This window comes from Vibrio sp. Vb2960 (genome assembly GCF_033337665.1).
GTDB classification, from domain to species: domain Bacteria; phylum Pseudomonadota; class Gammaproteobacteria; order Enterobacterales; family Vibrionaceae; genus Vibrio; species Vibrio alginolyticus.
The window spans coordinates 202,408-228,022 of the sequence record NZ_JAWORD010000001.1 but is presented as its reverse complement, the minus strand read 5'-3'; the positions used below and the strand labels follow the sequence as shown (position 1 = coordinate 228,022).

Sequence of the window (25,615 nt, the reverse complement as noted above, 5' to 3'; positions counted from 1 at the left end):
CATTTATAAATCACAAATCTGTAATCTCATTTGATTGAAATTATGCGCATTTCATAGATCTACATCACTGTTGGGGTCTGACGTATAGATGTTATCTATAGCTCGCTCCTGACTTCCTATTTTCCCCTCAAAAAGGTGTTCTTTAGACTGTCACCAAAACAACAATCTAAGGGATGAACATGAAACCGAGTTTTATTGCGCTTGCTGTCGCGTCTTGTATTGGTCTTGCTGGATGTGGGTCAGATTCCTCTGATGCGCCAGTGTCAGTCGACAAACCAATTATTTCAGCCGACTTATATTTACGTGGTTTAAATGGGGATTGGGGCACGGCAGAGCATGCCAAGCTAAACTATTTGGGTAATAACGAGTACGAAACCGTACTGCGCGTCGCTCGAGGTAGCAATCAGTTCAAGATTGCTGATCCGGGTTGGCAGATCCAATACACCTATTTTGAGGAGCCCGCGGCGTTCGATAAAGCTCAGGAGTACCTACCAAAACCAGACACGAATGAAGCGTGTATGAACGATGATTGCAACTCTGAGATCACGTTTGAAGACAAAGGGTATTACAAGTTTTCTGTGAGCTTTACCGATGAAAGTCGCGCGACAATGACTGTGACGAAAGCAACGCAAGAAGAAGCGGAAAAATACTACTCTGATGCGATTCTCGACCCTGCAATGGTGCATGAAGGGCATCAGAGCAAAGAAGTGAAACTGTTCGCCAATTACGATGACTCGAGTGATACCGTGATTTTCTCGGTGAAAGATCCTAAAGCGGAGCTGCGTGAATTTGGTATTTCAACGACGACAGAATTGCGTGATGCGCTCGACCAAGGCTTAGTGATTAATGAGCAAACAGGGCCGCGAGTGGTGTCGGGTGATGTCGCGTTTGACGCGTTGTTTGCATTGACGATGAAAGAGCTAGACCAGCTTGCCGTTTCTGAAATCAAAGACGGCAATTACAACTACAACAACCCAATCAAAGCGGAAGTTTTTGAAACGGGCGCGAAGTGGCATTACGTATGGACGCGTGATTTGGCGTACGCAGCAGACCTTTCGCTTGCATTGATGAATCCAACTCGCGTGCAAAATGGTTTGAATTTCAAATTGTCTGCTTTCCGCGACACGACCGATCAGCAATACGATGGCGAGCAGATTGTGCAAGACACGGGCACGGGCGGCAGTTGGCCAATCAGTACCGACCGCACGACTTGGGCGCTTGGTGCAGAACGCTTACTTTCGGCATTGGATGGGGAAGAGTACAACCAATTTGCTGAGCGCGCTTACAAAGCGATCAGCAATACACTTGAAGCCGATCGCCTGGCGGCTTTTGATGCGAAATCCGGTTTATACACTGGTGAGCAATCATTCCTCGATTGGCGTGAGCAAACGTATTCAACGTGGACGCCAAACGATGTCAATACGATTGGTAGCAGCAAAGCGTTATCGACAAACGTGGTTCACTACCGCGCGATTCAGCTCGCGGCTAAGTTGGCAGAGAAGTACGATTCAACCAACGCGGTCAAATACACCGATTGGGCTGCACAGCTAAAAACCGCTATCAACGAGCAGTTTTGGAATGCCGAACGCGGTATGTACGTAAGTTATTTGTTTGATAATGGCAAAGACATCGCGGTCGACAAATATGACATGTTGGGCGAAGCACTTGCGATCATCAGTGGTGTGGCAAGTGATGCGCAGGCGAAACAAATCATGGCCAATTACCCACACAGTGAGTTTGGTGTGCCGGTTTACTTCCCTCAGCAACCGGACGTGCCTGTGTACCATAACCGCGCAATTTGGCCATTTGTTACCGCGTACAGCTTGCGCGCCGCGCATCAAACACAAAACGTGGCAGCAGTGAACAATGCCATTCAATCGTTGGTTCGTGGTACGGCAACTAATTTATCCAACATGGAAAACTTAGAGTGGCTTTCTGGTAAGTCATTCATCATCCATAGTGATCATGGTGAAGATCCAAGCTTGGATGGCCCAGTGATTAACTCTCAGCGTCAGCTTTGGTCTGTGGGTGGCTACTTGAACATGGTGGTAGAGACCCTATTCGGCATCCATACCGAAACAGGTAAGTTGGAAGTGAAGCCATTTATCACAAGTTGGGTGCGCAATAATTTGTTGGCTCAGTCTGAACAAATCACGTTGGAAAACTTTGCCTTCAAAGGAAAGAACTACTCGGTAACGATTGACTTGCCTGAAGTAAGCAAAGATGAAACAGGTTACTACCCAGTTGAAAATGTCACGATGGACGAAGAGGGGCATTTCCACGTGACACTGGGCGCGCTTGTGAATGTAGATAGTAGCATTACTTTAGTTTCTGGGGTGAAACCGTATGTGAGTGAAGATAGCCGCGTATATTCTCCGCAAGAGCCAACATTGGTGGTAAAAAGCGTTGATAATTCGGTTTCGATTGACGTGACGAGCAAGTACAACGTGAACTTGTATCGCAATGGCGAGCTGATTCAAAAGAACGTGATTGCTCAATCTTATTCCGATACGCCAACAGGTTTTGCTTGTTATTTGGCTGAAAGCATTAACGATAAAGGCTTCCGTTCTAACCCAAGCCAACCAGTTTGTGTCGGTGAAGAGATCCGCATCAAACTTGATGGCGAATATCAGCCACTCAAAGACAATATCTCAGTGGTTACGGTGAGCAAAGAGAGTGGCGTTGTAAAAGGTTCAGAGTCGTTTACAGCCCCTGTAACGGGCACTTACCAGTTTGATGCTTGGTACAACAATAACCTAGGGCAACTTAATACTGGCATCACGAACACCGTGAAACTGTTAGAGGTATTGGATGATGCAGGTAAAGTGGTTGATCAAGGTTACTTGCAGATGGGCCATATTGGTGAAAACCAAGGTATGCGTTACTCAACGCCAATAGAAGTGACGTTGGAGCAGGGAAAAACCTATCAGATCGCGTTGAAGGACCACTTCAATATGAGTTACCTCAAATCGAATGAAACCTACATTTACGCTGGTGGTATTGAGGGTGAAAAAAACGAAGCGCAAATCGCAGATATTCGAATCACACCTTTAATGTAGGCTGTTTTAACAAAGCAGTGTTCTAGAAAACTGTGTTCTAAGAAAGACAAAGCCGCTGAGATTATCAGCGGCTTTGTTGTATTTGCTATCGGTGGCCGTTTACAGATTAGTTTGCAGCCTGCGGACGAGGTTTACGGCGCTGACCTGACGGTTTGTTTCCTGCAGGCTTAGCATTGTTTGGCTTGCGGTTACCAGACGGTTTACCAGCGTTGCCACTCTTATTACCGTTTGGTTTATTTCCACTCGGTTTATTGCTATTTGGTTTGTTGCCGTTAGGTTTACGGTCATCTGGTTTACTGTTTGCACGACCTTGGCCTTCACGGTTGCCTTTAGGCTTGCCCGCACCGCCCTGGTTGGTGCTGTTTTTGTTGCCGTTGTTACCACCGTTGAAGCGACGTTTAGGTTTGTTTGCACCATTGCCTGCTTTCTTTTCGGTTGCCGGAGCGTTTTCGCCCGCAGCATTTGGCGCTTTTGGTTTTTTCGGCTTCTTAGGTTTTTTCGGTTTGATTGGGCGCGTATCCAGTTTAGATTCTGGCACCACATTGGTTGGCGCAAAACCTTCCAACTCTTTACGTGGTAGTACTTCTTGAATCAAACGTTCAATCGCAAACAACTCAGATGCTTCTAGCGCACACACCAGTGAAATCGCTTTACCTACTTCGCCCGCGCGGCCAGTACGACCAATACGGTGAACGTAGTCTTCTGCCACTTTCGGTAGCTCAAAGTTCACCACTTGCGGTAATTGCGGAATATCGATACCGCGCGCAGCAATGTCCGTCGCGACCAACACACGAATTTCACCCGATTTGAAATCCGCCAGTGCTTTGGTACGTGCGCCTTGGCTCTTGTTGCCGTGGATGGCAGCAGCCGGTAGATTTTGTTCGATCAGGAACTTCGCCAGACGGTTTGCGCCGTGTTTCGTTTTCGTAAACACCAGCACTTGCTTCCAATCGCCGTCTTTGATCAATTTAACCAACATCGGTGCTTTTTTCTTCACGTCTGCAGGGTAGATGCTTTGCTCAACCGTTCTCGCCGTCGAGTTCGCCGGGTTCACTGAAATCTCAACCGGGTTGTTCACCAAGCCTTTCGCAAGGTCGCGGATTTCATCCGAGAAAGTTGCCGAGAAAAGTAGGTTCTGACGCTGTTTTGGTAGCAGAGCTAGGATCTTACGAATGTCACGGATAAAGCCCATATCCAACATACGGTCTGCTTCATCCAGCACTAGCACTTCCAGTTGGTCGAACTTCACCGCATTTTGGTTGTACAAATCCATCAGGCGCCCTGGTGTCGCGACCAACACATCCGCACCTTTGCGAAGACGCAGCATTTGCGGGTTGATCTTCACACCACCAAAAACAACTGCACTGCTTAGTGGAAGGTGACGGCTGTACATAAACACGTTTTCTTGCACCTGAGCCGCAAGTTCACGCGTTGGCGTCAGGATAAGTGCACGAACTTGGTTAGCACGAACGCGAGGGCCGTTCGATAAACGCTCAAGAATCGGTAGCGTAAAGCCTGCAGTTTTACCTGTACCAGTCTGCGCTGCTGCCATTACGTCTTTCCCTTCCAAAATAGCAGGAATTGCTTTTGCCTGAATTGGCGAAGGGGTGTCGTAGCCTTTCTCTTGAATAGCTTTAAGGATTGGAGCAGATAGACCTAACGAGGTAAAACCCATATGTATGATTCTCAATTGTAGAGTTAGATAACAACGCGCCGAAAACAAATCGGTGCGAAAAGTGCGACATTCTGAGGCTTTTACGCGCAGGCTTCAACTAATTCCGTCATGGATAAATATTTGAACTGGATCTCATTTCTTTTTGGCAGGCAAAACTGATAACTGGTTTGGTCGATCGATTGAATGGTTTTACGTTGGCGATGCCCATTCTTACATCGCTATCACGGTATGCAGTTTTAGTTTATCAAATGCTGTTCGGAGTGTGGGGGAGGCTTGCTCTTTTCATTACTCCGCTTTTGCATGCATTAAAAACGCGCTAGTTAATTGCTGAAAGAGTGAATCTACCGACGGACGGTCGGATATATGATGGAAGAGCGGTGTGTGGACATCACCACGAATATCATCGTCATGACCACAAAAATGATTACACATTCGTACTGGTTCGACAATCTTCTCGACGTCGGCATCAATCAGAATGCATGCTTGTGACAATACCACTTGTCCGCCGCCTTTTTTAAGTAAAACACGCTGCGCGGTTCCCACGACTTTTTGCCCGCCAATGTTGAGGTTGTACTCGCCATCGCAGTAGGAATAAGGCGTAGCATGAACATCCACTTTCACGCCGAGCTGTTTAAAGAAAACCGTTAATATCGCACATAAATCGAGATACGCTTTTTTGATGTTGTAAGGCTCGCCTTCTGGCCAGTGGTAAATGTGAGATAGATTGATAATACCTGGCACCTGAGGGACTGGGGCACCACCGGTTTTACGAGAAAAGAGCTTCCAGCCAGACGTATTTAACGCATGTTCTAACTCATTAGACACTGGCCATTTCTTACCCGCGGGAAGCACGAGCGTTGGACTTTTTACTTGCCAAAGCAATAGCACTTGCGAGAGTTGGTTGGACTGAACTTGTTTAATGAGCTCATCTTCTTTGTCAAATGCATCAGCGACTTCCGTAGCTGTGAAGCGAATTAGCTTATTTTTAGCAACCAAACTCTATCCCTCGCGGCTATTTAATCATTACTGTTGTATCTCAGATACAGCTTTATTGCTAGGTCTGTGATTATTAGGTTTTTGCTCGCTAGCTGCATGATCACCTTTTGGATCTTTTCCGTTGTCCATTAATTCTACTTGAACACGCGATAAAAAGTTTTTGCTAGTCATCACATTAGCCATTCATAAAATCTGCCATCTATGAAAAATTTTGGCGATATAAGTATGAAAAAGCGAGTGATGACTCTCGCGTTAGCGGCATCATTAACGGGATGTGTGACGTTCCCAACTCAAGAATCTGAGCAAGTACAGGTGCTTTGGGACAATGTGAATGCGATTGAAAACTGTGAACTAATGGGTACCGTGATCGGCTCAGAAGGACACTTTTACGACTATTGGCTTCACGCCGATAAAGACATGGTTTGGGGGACGCTAAACCAAATGCGCATCAAGGCGGCAGATTTAGGCGCAGATACCTTGTACTTATATCAACCGTTGAGCTTTTCTACGTCAGTGACGATGTTTGCAAATGCTTACAAGTGCAAACAGTAGCTATTGGCTTGATCATAATTGAAAGACAGGCGCTGCTCGCCTGTCTTTGATGCGCTCTACAAATACTGGCTACCTTGCGTTAATTGACGTTTGCTGTCGCCACCGCTGATGTATCAGAAAACGACAATGTAAAGTCTCGCTCAGTATTAAGCACTTTGGCTGGAAACTCTAAGCTCAACTGCGTATGTGGCGCGACTTCTGAAGCAATGCTAGTAACGAATTTTCGGGTTTCTCCAGGAGAGATCGATATGTCACTTCCACCTTGTGATGAGAGCTCAGCGATACCCATTGTTTCAAGTGTGTTACCTGCAGTATCCGCCAGGTGTAATAAAGATTCTGACTTGTAGATTAATTCTCCACTTTCTGTGCGATATGCATTAAACGTGTTGAAATTTGGTTGTAACGATCCTTGTGATCCAATGTTAGTAACGGAAAATGTCACATTAGCGCCATCAAAGTTCTCGACTCTTACGAGTACGTTACCGTCTTGGTAACGAGCGGCTGCTGCCGCAGTTGCTTGTTGTTTCTGCCGCTGTTTCTCTTTTTCAATGTCGCTTAACTGTTTCTGCTCATTAGCGATTCGATTCTTTGCCATGTAGTACGACTGATCGACCATTGCTATTAAAGCGGGGATTGAATACAAAGTGAGGCCTTCCAAATGGTCAAAGTCGATTTTGGCATGTTGAGTACGTTTATGATTAGAAAATTGGCAGTAACCATCAATCAAACTGATGAAAGCCACTTCAAAAGTGCCTTGTAATCGGCTTACTTCCTGTGCTGCTTTCTCTAGATTTGAGCGGACTTTCCGAATCTCTTCCAAACTCTTTTGTGAAAGACGACCGTTTGGCGATACGTCGTTAGAAACCGAAACCAGTTCTTCGGTCACAAATGGATTGTTTTCGGCTGGAATCACCGTAGTTATACGGTTGGATTTGGTGATGTCTTCGCCCAATAAAACCATCATTTTTTGCGATGCGGCGCTTGTGTTGCCCGCTAATACGTCACTACAGTTTGGCGACGTATTGGCATACACGGCGAATGCGGTAAAAAGTGAAAGTGTAACGGACCAGCCGATGGTGACGAGTCCTGTCGTGGTTCGAGTATTCATCCTGATAACCCCTCTGTCATTTGGTGCGATTCACTGACGTAATTGCCAATCAAAAGATTGGCTCGCGACATTCAGAATGGTTCTGGTCAACCCTTCGTAGTGGGTCTGCCCACAGATGCTTTTTTAGTCGTTTATCAACCGCTAAGCCACGATTGATAAAGTGTCTGAAATTGAGAGCATTAACGCTGCGAAGTTGATGTCTTTGACTGAAAGATAGACGTAACTTTTCTAACCATCAAATACGTGATTGAGTTCTCATTTTTATATGAGTGAGAGGTTCAAGAGAAAACAGGCACTTACTGTAGAGAGTTGATTTGAAGGAAAAATATAAATTTTTTGGGGAACTTTTTTGATGCTGCCTTTGAGACTTTTTTTGAATCTCAAAGGCAGGTTCTTACACTCGCGCTCAATTACAACGTGTTGAGGACATCCGCGAGTCGAGAGACAGCTGTCGTCAGTTCTTCTGGTGTAGCATTGGTAAAGTTAAGACGCAGAGCGGCTTTTACCTTTGAACCTTCTGAATAAAAGACCGGGCTCGGCACTACAGCAACCCAGTTTGCGAGAAGGTTTTTCGCCAGTTCGAAGGTGTCGCATTCTGGAATTTCGACCCAAACGAACATACCACCATCGACGGGTTTGAGTACGCAACTTTCTGGCAGCTGTTTTTGCAGTTCAGCAAACATGACATCGTAACGTGATTTGTAAAGCGCACAGATGGTTGAAATGTGCGTTTCGAAGTTGTCATGTTGCAGCAGGCCATGCAGCAAAGCTTGCATAGGAATACTAGAGTGCAGATCGGCACCTTGTTTAATTTTGATAAGTGGCTCAAGGTAGCTGCTTTTGCCCGTAACTACACCAATACGCAAGCCTGGTGAAGCTATTTTGGAGAAAGAGCGCAATACGATGGAGTGCTGTGGGCAGAAGTCCGAAACCAGTGGAAGCGCTTCACCAGAAAAACGCAGCTCGCGGTATGGTGCGTCTTCAATGAACGCCACGTCGTATTGTATACAAAGCTCGGCAACTTTTTGGCGAGTCTCTAGCGCCCAGCATACGCCCGTTGGGTTGTGAAAATCGGGTACGGCGTAGAACATTTTTGGTTGCTGCGTGGCAAAGCATTGTTCGAGTTCTTCAAGGTTTGGGCCACACTCGGTTTGTGAAACGGTCACGATGTTGGCTTGCACTAGACCGAATACTTGCATAGCACCAAGGTAGCTCGGTGCTTCCATCACCACTTTATCGCCCGGGTTCACGTACGCACGCGCAATCAAATCTAGCCCTTGCTGAGAGCCCGTTGTGATCATCGCCAAATGAGATTCTGGCAGCTGGTAATAATCGGTCAAAAAGTTAAGTAGCGGGGCGTAGCCTGCTGTTGCGCCATATTGAAACACCTCTGGCATATTCGCGAGGTTTTCGAGCGTCGGTTTCATTAAGTCGATCGGGAAGGTTTTTTCGTCCGGTAAGCCACCTGCAAGAGAAATGACGTTCTTATCGCTCGCTGCTGCGAGGATTTCTCGGATGTAGGATGACTTAGTTTGTTGTAATGACTGTGCGATTTCCATGTGCTGTGCTTCTCGTAATTGTCTTTTTTATGTCAGAAATAGTATAGGTAAATTGCCAAGCTTGGTGTGTCCATTTATGCTGTTAAACATGTCCATTTATGCTATTTAAGCGAAAATTTACTCCGTGAGCCACCAACAAGTTTCTAGGATCAATGACGTGCTGTTTTACATTCACCAGGACATTAGCAGAGATTTATCGGCTAAAGAGCTAGCAGATGTAGCAGCCTATTCTGAACAGCACTTCCATCGTATTTTTAAAGATGTGGTAGGGGAGTCTGTCCATCAATATATCCGTCGCACAAGAATGGAATACGCCGCCAATCAACTGATGTTTGATACCAGCTCGTCGGTGTTAGACATTGCTAACAAGTGCGGCTTTAGCTCGGTATCTTCTTTTAGCCGAGCGTTTAAAGCAACGTTCGCTATGTCTCCTGGCGCGTGGCGAAAGCATGATTTACAAGTCGCAGAAAAGCCGTATCTAAAAGATCCGGAAGTGGCTGCGGGTTATCATCGGGTTGCTAAACGCGAGTTGCCAGAACCTAAAATTATGGAGGTTCCACAACGCTTTGCGGCTTATGTGCGGCATGAGGGTTATAGCCGTTCCATTCGCAATGCGTGGCTGATTTTGAAGGCGTGGGCAAGCTCTGAGAATCGGGACTTTTCGGTTCAATACGGTTTGCATCACTCCAACCCCGCTTGGGTCGAGCTCGATAAGTGTCGCTATGTGGCTTGTATGGCGATTGATAAGCCGCTTAAAGTACGCGGTGTCGTGAATCAAATGACGATTCCGGGTGGTTTGCATGCTGTTTTTCGCTTAACAGGGGTATATGGAGAGCTTCTTCCTCAATTGAGTATGGTGTTAGAGAAGTGGTTGCCGAATTCAGGCTTTAAGCAGCGTTCTACTCCCGCTTATGTTCACTATCATAAAAACCATTTCCTTAGCCATGATGAGGCGTTTGAGCTGGACTTCTATCTGCCCATCAGTTTTTTCTAACTGGAGTATTTATTTACTATCCGTAAGGAAGAGAATGCTAAGCTCTATATGGTGATTTTTTACAAATAATTGAAAATTAAATGAACATCGATCATGTAAAGCTATTTGTCCGTTTGGCTTCGACACACAACATCAGCATGGCTGGTCAGGAGCTTGGACTTTCTCCTGCTGTCGCTAGTGCGCACATCAACAAACTTGAGGACAGCTTAGGAGTTCGTTTAGTTCATCGCACCACACGCAAAGTTTCCTTAACTGAAGAAGGGCAGGCTTTTTTACCTCACGCGGAGGAGGTCCTTGCAACAGTGGAGGCAGCAAGGGGAGCTGTTGGATCAGGGCAGAGTGCGCCAACGGGAGTATTACGTATGACCGCTTCTGCAACTTTTGGTCGCTTACATATTGTGCCCGCATTAAAAGGTTTTATGGCGCGTTACCCAGGGTTAACCGTGGACTGCCGATTTTCTGATTCCATTATTGATCTGGTTGAGGGAGGTTTTGATGTCGCCATTCGTGTCGCTGAGTTGAAAGATTCTTCATTGGTCGCAAGAAAGCTTGCGCCAGATCGTCGTATTATCGTTGCATCACCAGATTATATTGAACAATTTGGGAGACCTAACAAGCCCCAAGACTTGACGAATCATGAATGTATTAACTTAGTTGGAATGAATAATTGGTCATTCAATACAAAAGATGGAATGTTCAATGTAAGAACTTCTGGTCGTTTTAAAACCGATAATGGTGATGCGATGAGAGACGCGACGGTAAACGGGTTAGGTATTTCTATCAACTCGGTTTGGAGTGTTTATCAAGAATTACAAAGTGGTCAGCTAGTGGAAGTACTCGAAGATCACCCTTTAGCGATGGATGCTGGGATTTGGGCTGTGTACCCAAGCTCTCGTTTAATTGCGCCTAAGGTGCGTGCCTTTATTGATTACTTTGCTGAATACTATGGCGCGCCACCTTATTGGGAAGAGGTTTAAAAGTCACAAAGACCATGATCCGTGCTCAGTTGGAATAGCAAAAAAAGCAGACCCATGCAGGGTCTGCAGTGTTAGAGAGATTAAAAGTCTGCGTCTGTATTAGTACCAACGGATACGTTAAGTCCGCTAGTTGATTGATAAATGCTGAAAGTTTCGCCAGCGACAATACCTTCTTCAGAATCGTCATTTGCCGTACAGGTATAACCGACCGAGTAAGTACCAGGTTCTACAAAACCGAATTCGTACTCGTAATTTGCATCATCAACGTCTTGAACCACGTTCGCTGCTGCGATTGGCATTGCTTGGCCTTCTGCGCCGGCAAATGGCCCCATGTTTTCTTCGGCGATATTTCCTTGATATAAGTAGACCGCGTGCGAATATCCATTTGCACTTGGGGTATCCGTTTCGCAGCTTTGATAGGTCAATGTTGCGACATCACCCTGAATCTCCCCCGTTGTAACCGTGTTAATTAAAGTGACGGAGGTGCGTTGAATGCTGTAGCCTTCGTTTTGGCCTGTTCCGTCTTTTAAGCCACGGCGCAGATCAAATTCAACTACGAACTCATTATTGTCAGGGTTGACTGCAAAGGTGTTGTTAAAGAACAGTACTCCAGAGTCAGGATCCTTTCCGACACCTTGTGGGCAAGCACCATCACCTTTGACGGTCAGTGGGATTTGATTTCCTGTCGCTTCGTCAATCACATACGATGGGTAGTTTGGATGATCGCCATCATTAGCAAACACGCAGAGTTTATAATTACCAGTTGGTATCAGTTCATCATCCACCAATTCCTGCGCGTCACTGCCTTGGAAATTGAGTAAGTTAACACTTAGTGGGAGTGGATCTTCACCTTCGGGAAGGGGGTTACCATCTTCGTCGACCAAATTGCCTTCTTCGTCTGTTTTATACACATCGAATACTTGTGGTATGCCACCATCCAGAGGAAGAAATGCAACTTTGTTATATGTGATCACCACTTCTGATACGTCATCAATAGGGGCATCTGATACGGACAAAGTAACAGGAGTCATTGTACTGACAGAGTCACTGTCTGAATTACAGCCAATAAGTGCAACGGCTATTGATGCACTGATTAGGCCAATTTTCATGCTGTTCATTAGATGTACCTTTTTATGAGAAGTGTATTAAATGTAGCTTATTATTGACAAAATACAGAATAACAACGAGCGGAGTTACCGGGTCGAAAACAGTGACGAACCATCATTAAGACGTTCAGTAAAAGTGTGCTCAAATCGACGATATTGTGCTCAATGAAGTGCTATGGTTAAGAATGTGTCGCTCAAAAAATGAGCGGGGATATACATCAATAACTCTAGCCAAGAGGTCTCTATGTTAGGTGAAAATCACTCATTAACTCATGAATTCCCAGAACATTTGGATACCATTACTCAGCTTGCCGAAAACGATGCATCATTTGCTGAAACCGTTAAAAACTACAATGCTTTAGATAAGGAAATCCGCGTACTAGAACTGCAAGGAAGCCCGATTGATGATCACGAAATGAACGTGTTAAAACATAATCGAGCTGAGCTCAAAGATTGGCTCCACTCGAGAATTATGGGTTCTTAGCGACGCAATGATCATCGGCTCGTAATCTACGAGCCGATTTTAGTTTCAAGGGACGATGCCAAGTATTCCAACATTAGGATTGCTGAGCAGGAGCTTGGAGTGGCAGGTGGCCTGTTTTTACCCAAATGACCGTTTCTTGCTCTACAAAAGGAAAGTGCTCACTCATATGTGGACTGCGTATCCAAGAGTAGGGAGGATAGGTTCCTAGCTCGTCTTTAAATTCCCCCGATAACACAAAAATTTCTTCACCACCAAAGTGACGGTGTGGTTGAAACTTCTCGCCTTTCGGCCATTTAACCAATGCGACATGTTCATGCTCAAAATCATGCAATGGCATGACTTTCAGCCCACCGATGCCAGGTAACCAATTCGCTTCGTTCGTGTTGATGCGAACTGTTTCAAGATCATCAGAATTGAATTGATTTAGTTTAACTAAAATCACACAGCCTTCTTTGCTATAGGGCGCATGTTGACTTCCAGGAGGGTTACGCAAGTAGGTTCCAGCAGGGTAGTCACCATCTTCGTCAGAGAACACTCCTTCGAGCACTAATATTTCTTCTCCGTGAGGATGAGGATGAGTCGAAAAGTGCGAGTTTGGCTCATACTTCACTACGCTGGTGGTGTGCCCTGATTCTTTGGCTTCTCTTTCCAAAGGTTTACGCCACACGCCTTTGGAAGGGCTGGCGATCCACTCCTGTTCCCCCGTTTCTATCACGATTCTTTTCGAGAAATCCATATTCAACATACTGAAATTCAGTTACTTATCTAATGATTGACTCTCAATAGTATACGTATAAAAAACATCAATTGATTCACTTGTTGATAGTCAAAATCAGGGATTGAATACGAGCTATCAGTCGGAACCGAGTTAAATTTCTGCTTGTGTAATGATAATTGTTATATTATAACATCGCAAAATTAAAATGTTATAACATAACAAAAGGAAAGAAGTAGTGAATAAGAAATTGGTTTCTCTCGCGATCGGTAGCATTTTTGCGTCCCCTGTTTTTGCCGATACATTATCGAACCCACAGATTGGTGTTGTTGTTGATGGCTACTACCAAGATGGTCAACGTCATAATTCTGAGCGTGAAGAGGGCTTTGGCCTAGGCCATACGGAATTGAACTTATCATCAAATATTGACGACAAGTTTCACGGTGCGTTGACCGCTGTTCTTGAAAGTCATGGCGATGAGACAGAATTAGAGCTTGAAGAAGCATTCATCGAAACTTTGGCATTGCCTTACGGTGTAAACGTGCGCGCAGGCCGATTCCTATCTGACTTCGGTTACCTCAACAATCAACACATGCACACTGACAGTTTCGTTGAACGCCCAATTGCTTACCGTACTTTCCTTGGCTCGCACTACTACGATGATGGTGTACGTGCAAACATCGTGTTGCCAACCGACCTTTATGTAAAACTTGGTGTAGAAGCGCTCAGTGGTAGCAAAATGTCTTCTGTCGAAGATGGTTCTGAAGTTGGCGTGTACACCACGACGCTGAAGCTTGGTAGTGACTTCTCCGAATCTTCAAGTTGGCAGTTTGGTTTAAGTTACCTGCGTAACGAAAACGGCAAGGTTAAAGAATTCGAAGATCACGACCACGGTCATGAAGAAGAGCATGAGCACGATCACCATCATGGCGCAGCAGTGACAGGTGCGAACCTTTACGGTGCTGATTTTGTTTGGAAATGGGCACCAGACGGTAATTACAAATACAGCAACTTCACGCTATCGGCTGAATACATGCTGTTAGACGGTGTGGTAGATAGCAAATATAAAAACGATGCAGAGTCACCAGACAACTTAAGCGCTTACTATGTTTCGGGTGTTTATCGCTTCAACCCAAGCTGGTCAGCAGGTCTACGTTACGGCGAAGCAGAAAGCTACGATGGTCATGCACATGGCGACCACATGCATTTTACTGAGCTGAATGATAAAGAAATGGATGCGATGATCGCATGGGATTCTTCTCACTTCGGTACTATCCGTGCGCAATACACTCGCATTGATAACCAAGACAGTGAGACAGACAACGTGTTCACTCTGCAATACGTGATGACATTTGGAGCGCACGGTGCTCATGCGTTCTAAGCTGACATTAAATAAATGTAGTTTGGTGATGATGGCGGCAGGAGCTGCCATCATTGCTTCGCCTGCTTCGGCTCTAAACATTTTCGTTTGTGAGCCAGAATGGAAAGCCTTTCTTGAAAGCCACGCGCCAGATGCCAGTATTTATTCAGCGACAACGGCTAAGCAAGACCCACATTACGTACAAGCTCGTCCTTCTTTGATTGCGAAGATGCGCCAAGCGGACATGGCAATGTGTTCGGGCGCAGAGCTAGAGGTGGGGTGGTTACCTATGCTGCAAGTTCGTAGCAGCAATGCGGCGGTGCAAAATGGTGCGCCGAGCATGATCTACGCGACGGACTTCGTGCGCATGTTAGATACTCATGCTCACGTTGACCGTAGCATGGGAGATATACACGCTCACGGTAACCCACATGTTCAATTTGCGGCAAATGACATGATTCCATTATCTCGTAAAGTCACGGAGCGCCTAAAAGCGATTGATCCCGACAACGCACAAAGTTACCAAGTGAATGGTATGAAGTTTCGTGCTCATTGGCGTAAAAAGCTTAAAGAATGGAATGAGAGAGGGGCTGCTTTAAAAGGTAAGCAAGTTGTCGGTTATCACGCGACGTATCGTTATTTGTACGATTGGCTCGGAATGAAGCAGATTGCCGATCTCGAACCTAAACCGGGCATTTCACCGACCACATCTCACCTGCAATCGCTTACCAAGTTAGATGCTGACAGTTTTGATGCGGTTGTTTACTCCTCTCATCAGGATCAGCGTCCAGCGAGCTGGTTGCAAGATCATACTGACAAACCTGTGATTCAACTGCAATTGACCGTTTCTGAGGGTGAAAGCTTGGATGAGATGTACGATCAGGTCATTGATGATTTACTGGATGTGTTAGTGCCGCCCGTTCCTGAGAAGATCTAAGTCATGGCGGATTATACATGGCTTTTACCTGCGGTTTTGTGTGGTTTAATTGCGTTAGTTGGCAACATCGTTCTGGGGCAACAAGTTCTTAATCGTCAGATCATCTTTATAGATTTGGCGGTGGCGCAAGTCGCGGCATTGGGGGCAGCACTAAGCCACTACTGGTTGAGCCAATACTCGCTGTTCTCAGGCTCATTCTTTGGCGAAATGATTGGCCCTTGGGTGATGTCTTTGATGCTTTGCGGTTTGATTGCCTTAATGGAGAAACGATACCAGCAACATTTAGAGCCCATGATTGGCAGCTTGTTTGTCGTGTCTGCATCGCTGGCGATCCTGCTGGTGAGCAAAGACCCACATGGCGGAGACTTTATTCAGGGCATTCTTAATGGGCAACTGTTATGGGCGACTTGGGCAGACGTTTGGCCTTTGGCACTTATTACCGCTGCGATGTTGCTATTAGTTTGGTTAAAACCTGCGTTTATGCGCGGTAGTGGTTTTTATCTGATCTTTGCTATTCTGATGCCCATTACGGTCAAGTTAACCGGCATTTATTTAGAATTTGCTTTGTTGGTGATTCCAGCTTTATGTGCGGCAGCATTGAAGGGAACTCGATTCTTTGTCGCCAGTATCAGCATTGGTATTGTTGGGATCTTATCGGGTATTGCCGCATCGGCTCGCTATGACTTACCGAGTGGTGCGAGTATTGTGATCACCCTGTTTATTGCTGGCATGTTGTTTAATCTCTTGCTTCAGCCTTTTCTGGTGAAAATAACAAAACCAGCTTTTGTAAGAGATTAAGAGACAAGTAATATTGGTCTGATGAAGTAGTATTTGAGTAATCAGACCAATACTTTTCTATCCAAGCCCTCCAATCGTGTAACTTTGCGCCTTCCAACACACTTTCTTACGTTGATCTTGCCATAGTCATCAAGTTGCCTTGATTAGTTCACATCCGACTCCCAGACTGTTTCTATAGTTTTTATAAGATATAAAAGACCCTGCGTATGAGAAGCGCAGTTGTAACGCGACTAGGCATAAAAACAAAAAACGCTAGGGATACAAGCGAATTTGTAATCTCAACATTTAAGGAAGACCAAGATGAAACCGGAAAAAGTAGCAGTAGTCACTGGTGCGGCTCGTGGTATTGGCCAAGCGATTTGTGAACAATTACTGGAGGATGGATTCCATGTTGTCGGGCTAGATATAGCGCCCGTGGAATGGAGTCAGTCGGCGCAGCTAAGCAGTTATCAAGTCAACTTGTGTGATGCCGAAGCCGTCAGTGAAGTAGTAGAAAGTGTTGTAGAGCAGCACGGAAGAATCGATGCTCTGGTTAACAACGCGGGCATCACTCGAGATGCATTGTTGCCAGATATGTTAGAGCAAGACTGGGACAGCGTGATCGACGTGAACCTAAAAGCGGTGTTCTTACTCACCCAACGTGTTGCTCCTGTCATGCTAGAGCAGGGCACAGGCAGTATTGTTAGCATTTCTTCTATAGTGGGAACGGATGGTAATATCGGCCAGAGCAACTACGGCGCAAGTAAAGGCGGCGTCATCTCAATGAGCAAAGGCTGGGCGAAAGAACTTTCAAGAAAGGGTGCACAGATACGCGTCAACTGTGTCGCGCCAGGCTTTATCGCCACCGACATGACCAAGAACCTGCCAGAGAAAGTCATTCAAATGATGGAAGGCAAAACCCCATTAGGGCGCATGGGCTCAGTTCAAGATATTGCCAGTGGCGTCTCTTTCCTAACCTCAGACAAGAGCGCCTACATCACAGGCCAAGTGCTCAAGATTGACGGTGGGCTGGTGTTATAGCTCGCTAATCAAAACGTCAAATACCAAACGCCCTTTACTTATATGAAGGGCGTTTTTGTTTGAGGAATGTTATTCGGGCTTTTGACACTTTCACTTTATTCGTTTCGCACTGCCGGACTTGTATGATTAAGTATAGAGTGAGTACACATAATTCACTTTTACATCGTTCTCTGTTATTAACCTAGATATGTAGCTAATCAAAAATATTAACTTCGAAATAGAATAGCTGTTGAGGTATTAAAGTATGATTTTGTTGCCCATGGTATTAATTTAAATGATAATGCCAAGAAATAATTAACTTTGAATACTCACTATGTACTTAAAAACTGTACTGTTTAGCGCGTCAACTCTTCTTATTTTGGGTTGTAACTCCGAATCAACTAACCCATCTACTGAAGAAAGCGGATGGATAGTTGTAAGCTCTCACTCCGAGCCAAGAAAGCATCAGGTAATTTACGAAAAACATAGCAGGAAAGGTCTAAGTCTTGCCACTAACGTTCCGGATCTTGACCTGCCTTTAACTTACCAACTGGCGAACCAAATTATTGAGGTCAAAGAAGAGCTTACATTTGGTGAAAATATTGACGGGAACCGCCTAACTTGGAAAGCTATTGGCAATGCTAAACTTAGAGAAAATCAAGTCCACTACGGAGTTAATAAAGATTACTCAGCTTCTAATGAAGGTATTGCTATCGGTTATGTTAACTTTGAGTCGAGGTTTGAGGCTGAAGGACAGCTTGGAATCGAAAAGTTAGTAATTGCGATGTATGACGATGTCAAGAGTGTCGAATTTTACTCTGGATGGGATAGTTCTAAAATATCTTGTTACCAAAATACGTTTGATGAAGACTTAGCTTGTTACGGTGAAATTTTAATTAACGACGATATAGTTCATGTTTTTGATAAATATCTGTCGTATGAATATGTAAACATGGTTTACGACACCGTTATGTCCAAAGGTCGAGAAGATATAATTGAGGCAGATTTTCAGCATCAAATTAAATACTTACTAGTCGAAGAGAATAACGTTGAGATGCATTAGCTTGATTACTTTTTGGTAATGAGTGGCTTTTCGAAGCCGAAGTGACCATGAGCAAGATTATTAGATTTTACAAAACTCATTTATGTTCAAAAAATGAGTTTTGTAGATATTAAAATGCATGGAGCCAAATTCTCTCACTGATTCTATGAAGTTTTTGTGCGCTCTAACCACAAGACAATCTATAAAAGACGTTGAGCCAACGTCTTTGCCACAATGCCACCTGTTAATAAGGCTTTCAATGCCTCTTTCTCATTACTATTCAAATGTGCGCTGGTTAATGATTTTTCTGTAAGTAACACAATTGAACGTGATAGAAGTAACAAAATGGCCTCTTAACGGTAACGTTCCCGAAAAGTTTATATATTATCGCCCTCATTGATATAAGTAGTAGAGACGCTCTGAGTCTGAGCGCTCTCAAATTCAGGCTTTAGATGGACATTTAAAGTCACCATAAGTTTGCGACTTTTCTTGGGAACGTTTGCAGTGTACCTAAGTATAAATTTACGTGAGACTATGGAAATGAAACTACACACTTTGACGATGGCAGTAGCGCTTGGACTGGTTACTGCACCTGCATTCGCAGCAACAGATGTTGACGCTCTTGAAAAGCGAATTAATGAATTAGAACAGAGACTTGAGCAGACAGAAAAAGCATCCACAGAAGCAAATGAGAAAGCCTCAAGCTTTGAGTTTCATGGCTACGCTCGTTCCGGGCTACTGATTAATGACGATCTGAATGGTGCAGTGGGTACTGGTCCTTACATGACGGCAGCTGGTGCTATTGGCGCTCCAGTTGGGCGATTAGGGGTAGAGGATGATCATTATGTGGAAGCAAACCTTATTCACAAACGTTTTGCAGATGATGGTTCCAGCGCATTGTTCCGAATCATGTTGGCAGATAGTACGGAAACCAATAACGAGTGGACGGCGAGCGAGAGTCAATTAAACGTTCGTCAGGTATATGCTGAGCTAAACAAGTTGAGTATGTTCTCTGAATCAAGAGCTTTTGCTGACGCGACGTTTTGGGCTGGTAAACGATTTGACCGTGATAACTTTGACATTCACTTCTTTGACTCGGATATTGTTTTCTTATCTGGTACTGGTGCTGGTGTGTATGACGTCCAAATGAGCGATTCGTGGAAAGCAAACTTCTCGATCTATGGTCGTGATTTTGGTGAGATTGATAGCTCGTCAACAGATGTTGAAAACTATATCGCGACAATGAACAACCGCTTCGGTAATTGGCAATTGATGCTGAGCGGCATGACGTCTGCTGATAACAATGATCGCGTAGAAGGCGCAGCGGACAAAGGTTTACATGCGATGTTTGCTTACCATGGCGATAACTTCTTTGGCATGAGTGAAGGCTTCTCTAAAACCGGTATTTTGATGGGTGATGGACTGGGTGCGGAACTTAAAGGCATCGGTTCAAACGGAGATTTGTTAGAAGACGCAAAAGCCGTACGCTTGTTCAGCTATGGTGTAACACGCATCGGCGACAACTGGCGTGTAGCACCTGCGTTGCTAGCAGAACACAGCCAAGATCGCTTTGCTGAAAATGATGAATTTACGTGGGCATCGTTCAACATCCGCTTAGCGCAAGAGTTTACGCAGAACTTTGAGATGGTTTATGAAGGCTCATACCAATACATGGACCTAGACAATGCGATTGATAAAGCAAGTGGCAGTTTTTACAAAGCGACAATCGCACCAACGCTTAAGATGTCTACCGCTGCAGGTTTCTTTGACCGTCCGGAGCTACGTTTTGCAGTTAGCTACGTTGATTGGAGCGAAGACTTGAATGGCTACTCGATTAGCCAGGATGCGGGTGCTGCAACGATGGGTGATGGTGGTGAAGTTCTGTTTGCACTGCAAATGGAAACTTGGTTCTAAAGGGATCTAACCGACAAAGAGTAATAAGAAAAGCGCCAACTGATTTCAGTTGGCGCTTTTTCATTAACAGGACTGACGCTCAATTGTTTTGAAGGTTAGTACCATCTTACTCATTTCAAAACTTCTGTTGGCAATTCTATCTAGTAGCAGTTTCGCACCATTTTCACCCGCTTTATCAAATGCATAGTTAAATGTTGATAAGGTTGGGGTGCACACTGATGCGAGCTCATCATCACCAACTCCTAGCACTAAAACGTCTTTACCCGGTGTTAACCCGAGCTCTTGAATCGCTCTCATCGCACCGATAGCAATACGGTCTGTCGCACAGAACAAGCCATCTAGCTTAGGGTTCTTTGTTAAGTGTTGTTTTGCCAATGAATAGCCAGAATCGATGGTAAAGTCACCACGAGCATGGAAGGCGATCTCAAAACCATGATGCTGTAGCGCTTGAACAAATCCTTCAGAGCGTTGCTTATCTACCGCGATATCGTCACCTTGCACACCAATAAAACCCATGGTTTGGCAACCTTTTGCAACCAGTCTATTTCCCGCTTCAAACCCTACTCGTGCGTCATCATGAATGATGCTTGGAATATTAAACATGGAACCATCTTGACCGACGAGCACAACTGGAACGGCTGAGTTTTGAATTGCTTTTACCAGCTTGGAATCGAGGTGGGTGGCGTAAAGAATGATCCCTTCAACCCGTTTTTGGTTAAAGATCTGAATGTATTCCAGTTCTTTTTCGTGGGCTTGGTGAGTGCTAGCAAGTAAGACGTGTTTCCCAGCTTTTTCAAGGACATCGGTTAATCCATCGACACCTTGGGATGTGGCATGAGAGGAAACCCGAGGAACAATGACACCAACCAGATTGGTCTTTTGAGATTTTAGATCTTTAGCGACTTGGTTCGGCACATAGCCACACTCCGCTACTGCTTGGCGGACCTTCTGTTTTGTCGCTTCTTTTACGCCATACTCATCGTTTATAACCCGTGACACTGTTGATTTTGATACGCCAGCCAGACGGGCGACATCATGCAGACTCGCCATTGTTCCTATCCATTCTGTTTTTCGTTTTTGGGATTGTTTGCAAAGAGAAGATGAAAAGCTCTTTGATAAGTAGCGATTCTAACCTCCTATACTGCTCTTAGGGAGAGAATTTGACGATCATTCTCACATTCTCTCTGCTTTATCTTTGATCATTTGGTCTTATTGAGCAAAAATCTGTTTTGCAAACGTTCCCGAAAATTTCGCAAGCTCAGATAATAATCCAATGGGGTATGAAATGAATTATCCGGCAGTAGCAAAAGAGTTGTTAACTCTATTAGGTGGTAAAAGCAACATCACCGCACTTGCACATTGTGCGACACGCTTACGCCTTGCCGTTGCAGATGAGCAAAAAATAGATGAACAAGCGATTGATAGCCTTGAAGGGGTAAAAGGGCAGTTCAAAGTTGCGGGTCAGTACCAAATCATTTTTGGATCAGGCATCGTAAACCAAGTTTATGCACAAATGGCGAAGTTGACGGGGATGAGTGAAATGTCCACCAACGACGTTGCGTCTGCTGGCGCAGAGAAACAAAACATTGTTCAGCGCGCGGTGAAAGGGCTGTCTGATATTTTCGTCCCAATCATTCCCGCAATCGTCGCTGGTGGTTTGTTGATGGGTATCTATAACCTATTGACTGCTCAAGGCTTGTTCATTGATGGCAAATCTTTGATTGATGCCAACCCAGGACTGACAGACTTGGCGAACATGATCAACACGTTTGCGAACGCGCCGTTTGTTTACCTGCCTATTCTGCTGGCATTTTCAGCCAGTAAGAAGTTTGGCGGTAACCCATATTTAGGGGCGGCGCTAGGTATGTTGATGGTTCACCCTGACTTGCTGAATGGTTGGGGATTCGGCGGCGCATCTGTGTCTGGCAACATTCCGGTTTGGAATATTCTTGGCTTTGAAATCCAAAAAGTGGGTTACCAAGGTTCGGTGTTACCGGTTTTGGTATCGGCATTCATTCTTGCGAAGGTTGAGCTAGGCTTACGTAAAGTCATACCTTCTGTTTTAGACAACCTTTTAACGCCATTACTGGCGATTTTCATAGCGGGTTTGCTGACGTTTACTGTCGTCGGTCCGTTCACGCGTGATATCGGTTTCCTATTGGGTGATGGTCTGAACTGGCTATACAACACTGCTGGCTTTGTTGGTGGTGCGGTATTTGGTCTTATTTATGCTCCGTTTGTTATTACTGGTATGCATCACAGCTTCATTGCGATTGAAACTCAACTTCTTGCGGATATTGCGACGACGGGCGGCACCTTTATCTTTCCTATTGCGGCGATGTCTAACGTTTCTCAAGGAGCGGCAGCGTTGGCGGTGGGCGTGATGAGCAAAGATAAGAAGATGAAAGGTATTGCGATTCCATCGGGTGTTACGGGTTTGCTGGGTATTACAGAGCCAGCCATGTTTGGTGTTAATCTAAAACTACGTTACCCATTTATTGCGGCAGTTTGCGCTGCGGCGTTATCGAGCGCGTTCATTACAATGTTTAATGTGAAAGCTCAGGCATTGGGTGCAGCAGGTCTTCCAGGCATCATTTCTATTACGCCAGAGAAGATTGGATACTACATCGCGGGTATGGTGATCGCGTTCTTGACCGCATTTGTTCTCACCATTGTTCTTGGTATGCGTGACCGCGCTAAAGTTGGTAGAAAAGCAGCGGCTTAATCTGAACTCCTTAAGGGTGGAGTCCCCCAAAATCCACTTCTTTTCCTAAATGTTTGGGGTGCTAGCCAAGCACTAATGGCTTGGCTAGCCTTTTTCAATTTTTACTTGGTAGTGAAGGTGTTCAACACGTTGGACTATCAGGGCTTTAATTTCAAGGTAAGCAAGATGAATCAAGTGTGGGTAACTGGTGATGCTGTTGTCGATCTAATACCGGAATCTGAGACTTCTTTACTCAAATGTCCCGGTGGTGCACCAGCGAATGTCGCCGTAGCAATTGCTCGTCTATCTGGTAAGAGTGCGTTTTTTGGACGTGTAGGTGATGACCCATTTGGTCGCTTCATGCAATCAACGCTCGATCAAGAGGGCGTGAGCACGGAATTTCTCGTTAAAGATCCTGAGCAAAGAACATCAACAGTGGTGGTGGATTTAGACGAGCAAGGTGAGCGCAGCTTTACGTTTATGGTAAAACCGAGCGCTGATCAGTTTATGTCTGTTGAAGACATCCCAAACTTTAAGCAAGGTGACTGGCTACACGTTTGCTCAATTTCACTGGCAAATGAGCCAAGTAGAAGCAGCACATTTGAGGCGATCAAAAGAGCAAAAGCCGCTGGTGGTTTCATTAGCTTTGACCCTAACTTGCGTGATGAAGTGTGGCAAGATCAATCAGAAATCCAAGCTGTCGTGATGAAGGCTGTAGCGATGGCCGATGTGGTTAAGTTCTCTGAAGAAGAGCTTTTGTTCTTAACTGACTCAACGTCGATGGCGCAAGGTTTACAACAAATAGCCTCTTTGAATATTGCTTTGGTCTTGGTGACACAAGGTGCGAAAGGTGTTTGGCGCGTCTTTGAAAGTCAGAGTGAACTGATCACAGGTCAAGTCGTTAGTCCGATTGACACCACAGGTGCGGGTGATGCTTTTGTCGGAGGGCTACTGGCATGCCTGTCTCGGCATGACGATTGGAAAAATCATCCTGTTGTTAGCTCTGCGATTCAATGGGCAAATGGCTGTGGTGCATTAGCGACGACGCAAAAAGGCGCAATGACCGCGCTTCCGACCCAGACAGAGTTGCTGCAATTTATTGGGCAATGATCTTCAGATCCAATTTCAGTTGAGAAAAATTATGAGCTTAAACAACCGTTGGACTGTAGAGCAAAGATATCGCCGACTTGAGCAAATCCCTCAGTGTGATAAAGAAGAAATGACACTTTCACGTCAGCAAGATAAAGGCTTTCCTAGTTTTCATATCGCCCCTAGATTTGGGCTGTTAAATGACCCAAATGGGTTGTGCTATTTCAATGGTGAGCACCACATCTTTTACCAGTGGACGCCTGTGGGACCAGTCCATGGAATGAAGTATTGGTACCACCTTTCTACTAAAGACTTCATCCATTTTACTGATCATGGTGTGGGTCTTCATCCCGACCAAGACTACGATTCACATGGTGTCTATTCGGGCGGTGCTTTGGTGGAAAACAACAAGGCTTTGCTGTTTTTTACTGGTAATAAGCGTGACCAAAACTGGAATCGAATTCCAACACAGTGCTTTGCCACCATGGATTCAGACGGCAACATTGAAAAGCACGGTGTGGTCATTGAGAACGAACATTACACGGAGCACTTTCGTGATCCAAAAGTTTGGAAGAAAGGCGACGACTATTTGATGGTGGTGGGAGCTCAAACCAAAACCGAGCATGGTTCAATGGCGCTCTATCAAAGCAAAGATTTGAAAACGTGGCAGCATAAAGGTCCAATTAAGACCAAGTTTTCTGACCTTGGGTACATGTGGGAGTGTCCTGATTTCTTTGAGATTAATGGTCAATCGGTGATGCTGTTTTCTCCACAGGGCGTGAGCAGTAATAATCCTTATGATTTCAAAAACATCTATTCTGTTGCGTATATCGTGGGTGATCAGTTGAACCTAGAGTCGATGACTTTAGAAAACCACCAAGATATTTTACAGCCAGATTATGGGTTTGATTTCTACGCCCCACAAACCTATTTAGATGAGAATGGGCGTCGCATTCTTATTGCATGGATAGGGTTGCCAGAAATCGACACGCCATCGGTCACACACCAGTGGGCAGGAATGTTGTCTCTTCCTAGAGAACTAACGTTGAAAGATGGTTTTCTTGTTCAAACTCCACTCCCTGAATTGGAGAGTTTAAGAAAAGAAGAGGTAGTCTTTGCACAGTCCCATACACTGGAAAGCACAAGTTGTTTGATCCAATTAGACCTTGAGGGCGATGGCTTTGAACTTGAGCTGAGTAACCTCAAAGGTGACAACATCGTCTTTAGTGCGACAAAGCACGAGTTTATGCTGGACCGTCGTCACATGTCTCATTTGTACGCAGAAGAATTTGGTAGCATTCGAAAAGCACCAAGATTGGACGCTAAGCAGACGATTGATATATATATCGACAATTCTGTCATCGAGATTTTCATTAATGGTGGCAAACACACGATGACCAGTCGTTTCTTTATTGATGACCTGAATACGGTAACGTTGAGAGGGTTGGAGCAAGCAAGGCTTTTCCCTTTGAAAGGTATTTCTGGTTTGTTTGAATCAGCTAAGTAACGGTTTTGAATACATTAAAACGCCCTTCATTGATTTAGTG

The 25,615-nt window shown here is 45.0% G+C and carries 21 protein-coding genes and 1 pseudogene; 15 read left to right on the top strand and 7 right to left on the bottom strand.

From position 1 onward, the window contains the following. Positions 1 to 179: 179 nt before the first annotated feature. The gene (locus R7O03_RS00905; protein WP_276431529.1) at positions 180 to 3,059 is read left to right on the top strand and encodes an MGH1-like glycoside hydrolase domain-containing protein; all 2,880 of its coding nucleotides are present in this window, start codon (positions 180 to 182) and stop codon (positions 3,057 to 3,059) included. A gap of 106 nt (positions 3,060 to 3,165) precedes the next feature. Here R7O03_RS00905 and R7O03_RS00900 read toward each other — a convergent pair whose 3' ends face one another. Further along, the gene (locus R7O03_RS00900; protein ID WP_213970316.1) at positions 3,166 to 4,734 is read right to left on the bottom strand and encodes a DEAD/DEAH box helicase; all 1,569 of its coding nucleotides are present in this window, start codon (positions 4,732 to 4,734) and stop codon (positions 3,166 to 3,168) included. 148 nt (positions 4,735 to 4,882) lie between these two features. Here R7O03_RS00900 and R7O03_RS22760 point away from each other — a divergent pair. Continuing rightward, positions 4,883 to 4,960 (top strand): annotated as a pseudogene (locus R7O03_RS22760) (VOC family protein); the annotation flags it as partial. Positions 4,961 to 5,019: 59 nt separating this feature from the next. Here R7O03_RS22760 and R7O03_RS00895 read toward each other — a convergent pair. Beyond that, positions 5,020 to 5,730, bottom strand: coding sequence for a biotin/lipoate A/B protein ligase family protein (locus R7O03_RS00895; RefSeq protein ID WP_213970317.1), 711 nt, complete (start codon positions 5,728 to 5,730; stop codon positions 5,020 to 5,022). A gap of 225 nt (positions 5,731 to 5,955) precedes the next feature. Here R7O03_RS00895 and R7O03_RS00890 point away from each other — a divergent pair, with 225 nt between their 5' ends. Then, positions 5,956 to 6,282: a DUF4156 domain-containing protein gene (locus R7O03_RS00890; protein WP_025767966.1), complete on the top strand. Its 327-nt coding sequence runs from the start codon at positions 5,956 to 5,958 to the stop codon at positions 6,280 to 6,282. A gap of 79 nt (positions 6,283 to 6,361) precedes the next feature. Here R7O03_RS00890 and R7O03_RS00885 read toward each other — a convergent pair whose 3' ends face one another. Both R7O03_RS00885 and R7O03_RS00880 read right to left on the bottom strand, forming a co-directional pair. Beyond that, complete coding sequence (locus R7O03_RS00885; protein WP_151515754.1) at positions 6,362 to 7,390, bottom strand: hypothetical protein; 1,029 nt, start codon at positions 7,388 to 7,390, stop codon at positions 6,362 to 6,364. A 410-nt stretch (positions 7,391 to 7,800) separates the two neighbouring features. Continuing rightward, a complete protein-coding gene (locus R7O03_RS00880) occupies positions 7,801 to 8,949 on the bottom strand; it encodes a PLP-dependent aminotransferase family protein (protein WP_213970318.1) in 1,149 nt (382 codons plus the stop codon). A 124-nt stretch (positions 8,950 to 9,073) separates the two neighbouring features. Here R7O03_RS00880 and R7O03_RS00875 point away from each other — a divergent pair, with 124 nt between their 5' ends. Further along, complete coding sequence (locus R7O03_RS00875) at positions 9,074 to 9,943, top strand: AraC family transcriptional regulator (protein ID WP_005387011.1); 870 nt, start codon at positions 9,074 to 9,076, stop codon at positions 9,941 to 9,943. A gap of 80 nt (positions 9,944 to 10,023) precedes the next feature. Further along, a complete protein-coding gene (locus R7O03_RS00870; RefSeq protein WP_213966636.1) occupies positions 10,024 to 10,920 on the top strand; it encodes a LysR family transcriptional regulator in 897 nt (298 codons plus the stop codon). Between the two features lie 80 nt (positions 10,921 to 11,000). On the opposite strand, the gene R7O03_RS00865 is transcribed toward R7O03_RS00870, so the two are convergent. Further along, positions 11,001 to 12,038 carry a DUF4382 domain-containing protein gene (locus R7O03_RS00865; protein ID WP_213970320.1) on the bottom strand — a complete coding sequence of 346 codons (1,038 nt, stop codon included), beginning with the start codon at positions 12,036 to 12,038 and terminating at the stop codon, positions 11,001 to 11,003. A 232-nt stretch (positions 12,039 to 12,270) separates the two neighbouring features. On the opposite strand from R7O03_RS00865, the gene R7O03_RS00860 reads away from it, so the two are divergent. Further along, on the top strand, positions 12,271 to 12,510 hold the full coding sequence (locus R7O03_RS00860; protein WP_005392770.1) for a YdcH family protein: 240 nt from the start codon (positions 12,271 to 12,273) through the stop codon (positions 12,508 to 12,510). Between the two features lie 73 nt (positions 12,511 to 12,583). Here the strand turns inward: R7O03_RS00860 and R7O03_RS00855 are convergent, their stop codons facing one another. After that, positions 12,584 to 13,255 carry a cupin domain-containing protein gene (locus R7O03_RS00855; RefSeq protein WP_046875836.1) on the bottom strand — a complete coding sequence of 224 codons (672 nt, stop codon included), beginning with the start codon at positions 13,253 to 13,255 and terminating at the stop codon, positions 12,584 to 12,586. Between the two features lie 208 nt (positions 13,256 to 13,463). Between R7O03_RS00855 and R7O03_RS00850 the strand changes: the two genes are divergently transcribed. From R7O03_RS00850 to R7O03_RS00825, 6 genes are all read left to right on the top strand, one after another. Continuing rightward, on the top strand, positions 13,464 to 14,606 hold the full coding sequence (locus R7O03_RS00850; RefSeq protein WP_213970322.1) for a hypothetical protein: 1,143 nt from the start codon (positions 13,464 to 13,466) through the stop codon (positions 14,604 to 14,606). Beyond that, positions 14,596 to 15,522, top strand: a complete 927-nt coding sequence (locus R7O03_RS00845) for a metal ABC transporter solute-binding protein, Zn/Mn family (protein ID WP_318131295.1) — start codon at positions 14,596 to 14,598, stop codon at positions 15,520 to 15,522. Before R7O03_RS00850 ends, R7O03_RS00845 begins: the two co-directional genes overlap by 11 nt. A gap of 3 nt (positions 15,523 to 15,525) precedes the next feature. Beyond that, complete coding sequence (locus R7O03_RS00840; protein WP_005386997.1) at positions 15,526 to 16,320, top strand: metal ABC transporter permease; 795 nt, start codon at positions 15,526 to 15,528, stop codon at positions 16,318 to 16,320. Between the two features lie 300 nt (positions 16,321 to 16,620). Next, positions 16,621 to 17,340 (top strand): 3-oxoacyl-ACP reductase FabG, encoded by a 720-nt coding sequence (gene fabG / locus R7O03_RS00835; protein WP_206970363.1) that lies wholly within the window; start codon positions 16,621 to 16,623, stop codon positions 17,338 to 17,340. Between the two features lie 313 nt (positions 17,341 to 17,653). Next, complete coding sequence (locus tag R7O03_RS00830) at positions 17,654 to 18,382, top strand: hypothetical protein (RefSeq protein WP_025767960.1); 729 nt, start codon at positions 17,654 to 17,656, stop codon at positions 18,380 to 18,382. Positions 18,383 to 18,901: 519 nt separating this feature from the next. Continuing rightward, positions 18,902 to 20,275, top strand: a complete 1,374-nt coding sequence (locus R7O03_RS00825) for a carbohydrate porin (protein WP_031781088.1) — start codon at positions 18,902 to 18,904, stop codon at positions 20,273 to 20,275. A gap of 63 nt (positions 20,276 to 20,338) precedes the next feature. On the opposite strand, the gene R7O03_RS00820 is transcribed toward R7O03_RS00825, so the two are convergent. Next, a complete protein-coding gene (locus tag R7O03_RS00820) occupies positions 20,339 to 21,325 on the bottom strand; it encodes a LacI family DNA-binding transcriptional regulator (RefSeq protein ID WP_017819847.1) in 987 nt (328 codons plus the stop codon). Positions 21,326 to 21,560: 235 nt separating this feature from the next. Here R7O03_RS00820 and R7O03_RS00815 point away from each other — a divergent pair, with 235 nt between their 5' ends. The 3 genes from R7O03_RS00815 to R7O03_RS00805 all read left to right on the top strand — a co-directional run bounded on the left by R7O03_RS00815 (position 21,561) and on the right by R7O03_RS00805 (position 25,575). Continuing rightward, on the top strand, positions 21,561 to 23,000 hold the full coding sequence (locus tag R7O03_RS00815) for a sucrose-specific PTS transporter subunit IIBC (protein WP_318131292.1): 1,440 nt from the start codon (positions 21,561 to 21,563) through the stop codon (positions 22,998 to 23,000). Positions 23,001 to 23,165: 165 nt separating this feature from the next. Beyond that, positions 23,166 to 24,089 carry an aminoimidazole riboside kinase gene (locus R7O03_RS00810; RefSeq protein WP_017819849.1) on the top strand — a complete coding sequence of 308 codons (924 nt, stop codon included), beginning with the start codon at positions 23,166 to 23,168 and terminating at the stop codon, positions 24,087 to 24,089. 31 nt (positions 24,090 to 24,120) lie between these two features. After that, positions 24,121 to 25,575 (top strand): sucrose-6-phosphate hydrolase, encoded by a 1,455-nt coding sequence (locus tag R7O03_RS00805; RefSeq protein WP_318131291.1) that lies wholly within the window; start codon positions 24,121 to 24,123, stop codon positions 25,573 to 25,575. Positions 25,576 to 25,615: the final 40 nt, after the last annotated feature.

Excerpts from the sequence above, each read along its gene's own strand:
- R7O03_RS00810 (WP_017819849.1), top strand. The coding sequence starts at position 23,166 with ATGAATCAAGTGTGGGTAACTGGTGATGCTGTTGTCGATCTAATACCG.
- R7O03_RS00880 (WP_213970318.1), bottom strand. The coding sequence starts at position 8,949 with ATGGAAATCGCACAGTCATTACAACAAACTAAGTCATCCTACATCCGA.
- R7O03_RS00855 (WP_046875836.1), bottom strand. The coding sequence starts at position 13,255 with ATGTTGAATATGGATTTCTCGAAAAGAATCGTGATAGAAACGGGGGAA.
- R7O03_RS00905 (WP_276431529.1), top strand. The coding sequence starts at position 180 with ATGAAACCGAGTTTTATTGCGCTTGCTGTCGCGTCTTGTATTGGTCTT.
- R7O03_RS00805 (WP_318131291.1), top strand. The coding sequence starts at position 24,121 with ATGAGCTTAAACAACCGTTGGACTGTAGAGCAAAGATATCGCCGACTT.
- R7O03_RS00825 (WP_031781088.1), top strand. The coding sequence starts at position 18,902 with ATGAAACTACACACTTTGACGATGGCAGTAGCGCTTGGACTGGTTACT.
- R7O03_RS00885 (WP_151515754.1), bottom strand. The coding sequence starts at position 7,390 with ATGAATACTCGAACCACGACAGGACTCGTCACCATCGGCTGGTCCGTT.
- R7O03_RS00840 (WP_005386997.1), top strand. The coding sequence starts at position 15,526 with ATGGCGGATTATACATGGCTTTTACCTGCGGTTTTGTGTGGTTTAATT.
- R7O03_RS00815 (WP_318131292.1), top strand. The coding sequence starts at position 21,561 with ATGAATTATCCGGCAGTAGCAAAAGAGTTGTTAACTCTATTAGGTGGT.
- fabG (WP_206970363.1), top strand. The coding sequence starts at position 16,621 with ATGAAACCGGAAAAAGTAGCAGTAGTCACTGGTGCGGCTCGTGGTATT.
- R7O03_RS00870 (WP_213966636.1), top strand. The coding sequence starts at position 10,024 with ATGAACATCGATCATGTAAAGCTATTTGTCCGTTTGGCTTCGACACAC.
- R7O03_RS00865 (WP_213970320.1), bottom strand. The coding sequence starts at position 12,038 with ATGAACAGCATGAAAATTGGCCTAATCAGTGCATCAATAGCCGTTGCA.
- R7O03_RS00820 (WP_017819847.1), bottom strand. The coding sequence starts at position 21,325 with ATGGCGAGTCTGCATGATGTCGCCCGTCTGGCTGGCGTATCAAAATCA.
- R7O03_RS00860 (WP_005392770.1), top strand. The coding sequence starts at position 12,271 with ATGTTAGGTGAAAATCACTCATTAACTCATGAATTCCCAGAACATTTG.
- R7O03_RS00830 (WP_025767960.1), top strand. The coding sequence starts at position 17,654 with ATGTACTTAAAAACTGTACTGTTTAGCGCGTCAACTCTTCTTATTTTG.
- R7O03_RS00900 (WP_213970316.1), bottom strand. The coding sequence starts at position 4,734 with ATGGGTTTTACCTCGTTAGGTCTATCTGCTCCAATCCTTAAAGCTATT.
- R7O03_RS00890 (WP_025767966.1), top strand. The coding sequence starts at position 5,956 with ATGAAAAAGCGAGTGATGACTCTCGCGTTAGCGGCATCATTAACGGGA.
- R7O03_RS00845 (WP_318131295.1), top strand. The coding sequence starts at position 14,596 with ATGCGTTCTAAGCTGACATTAAATAAATGTAGTTTGGTGATGATGGCG.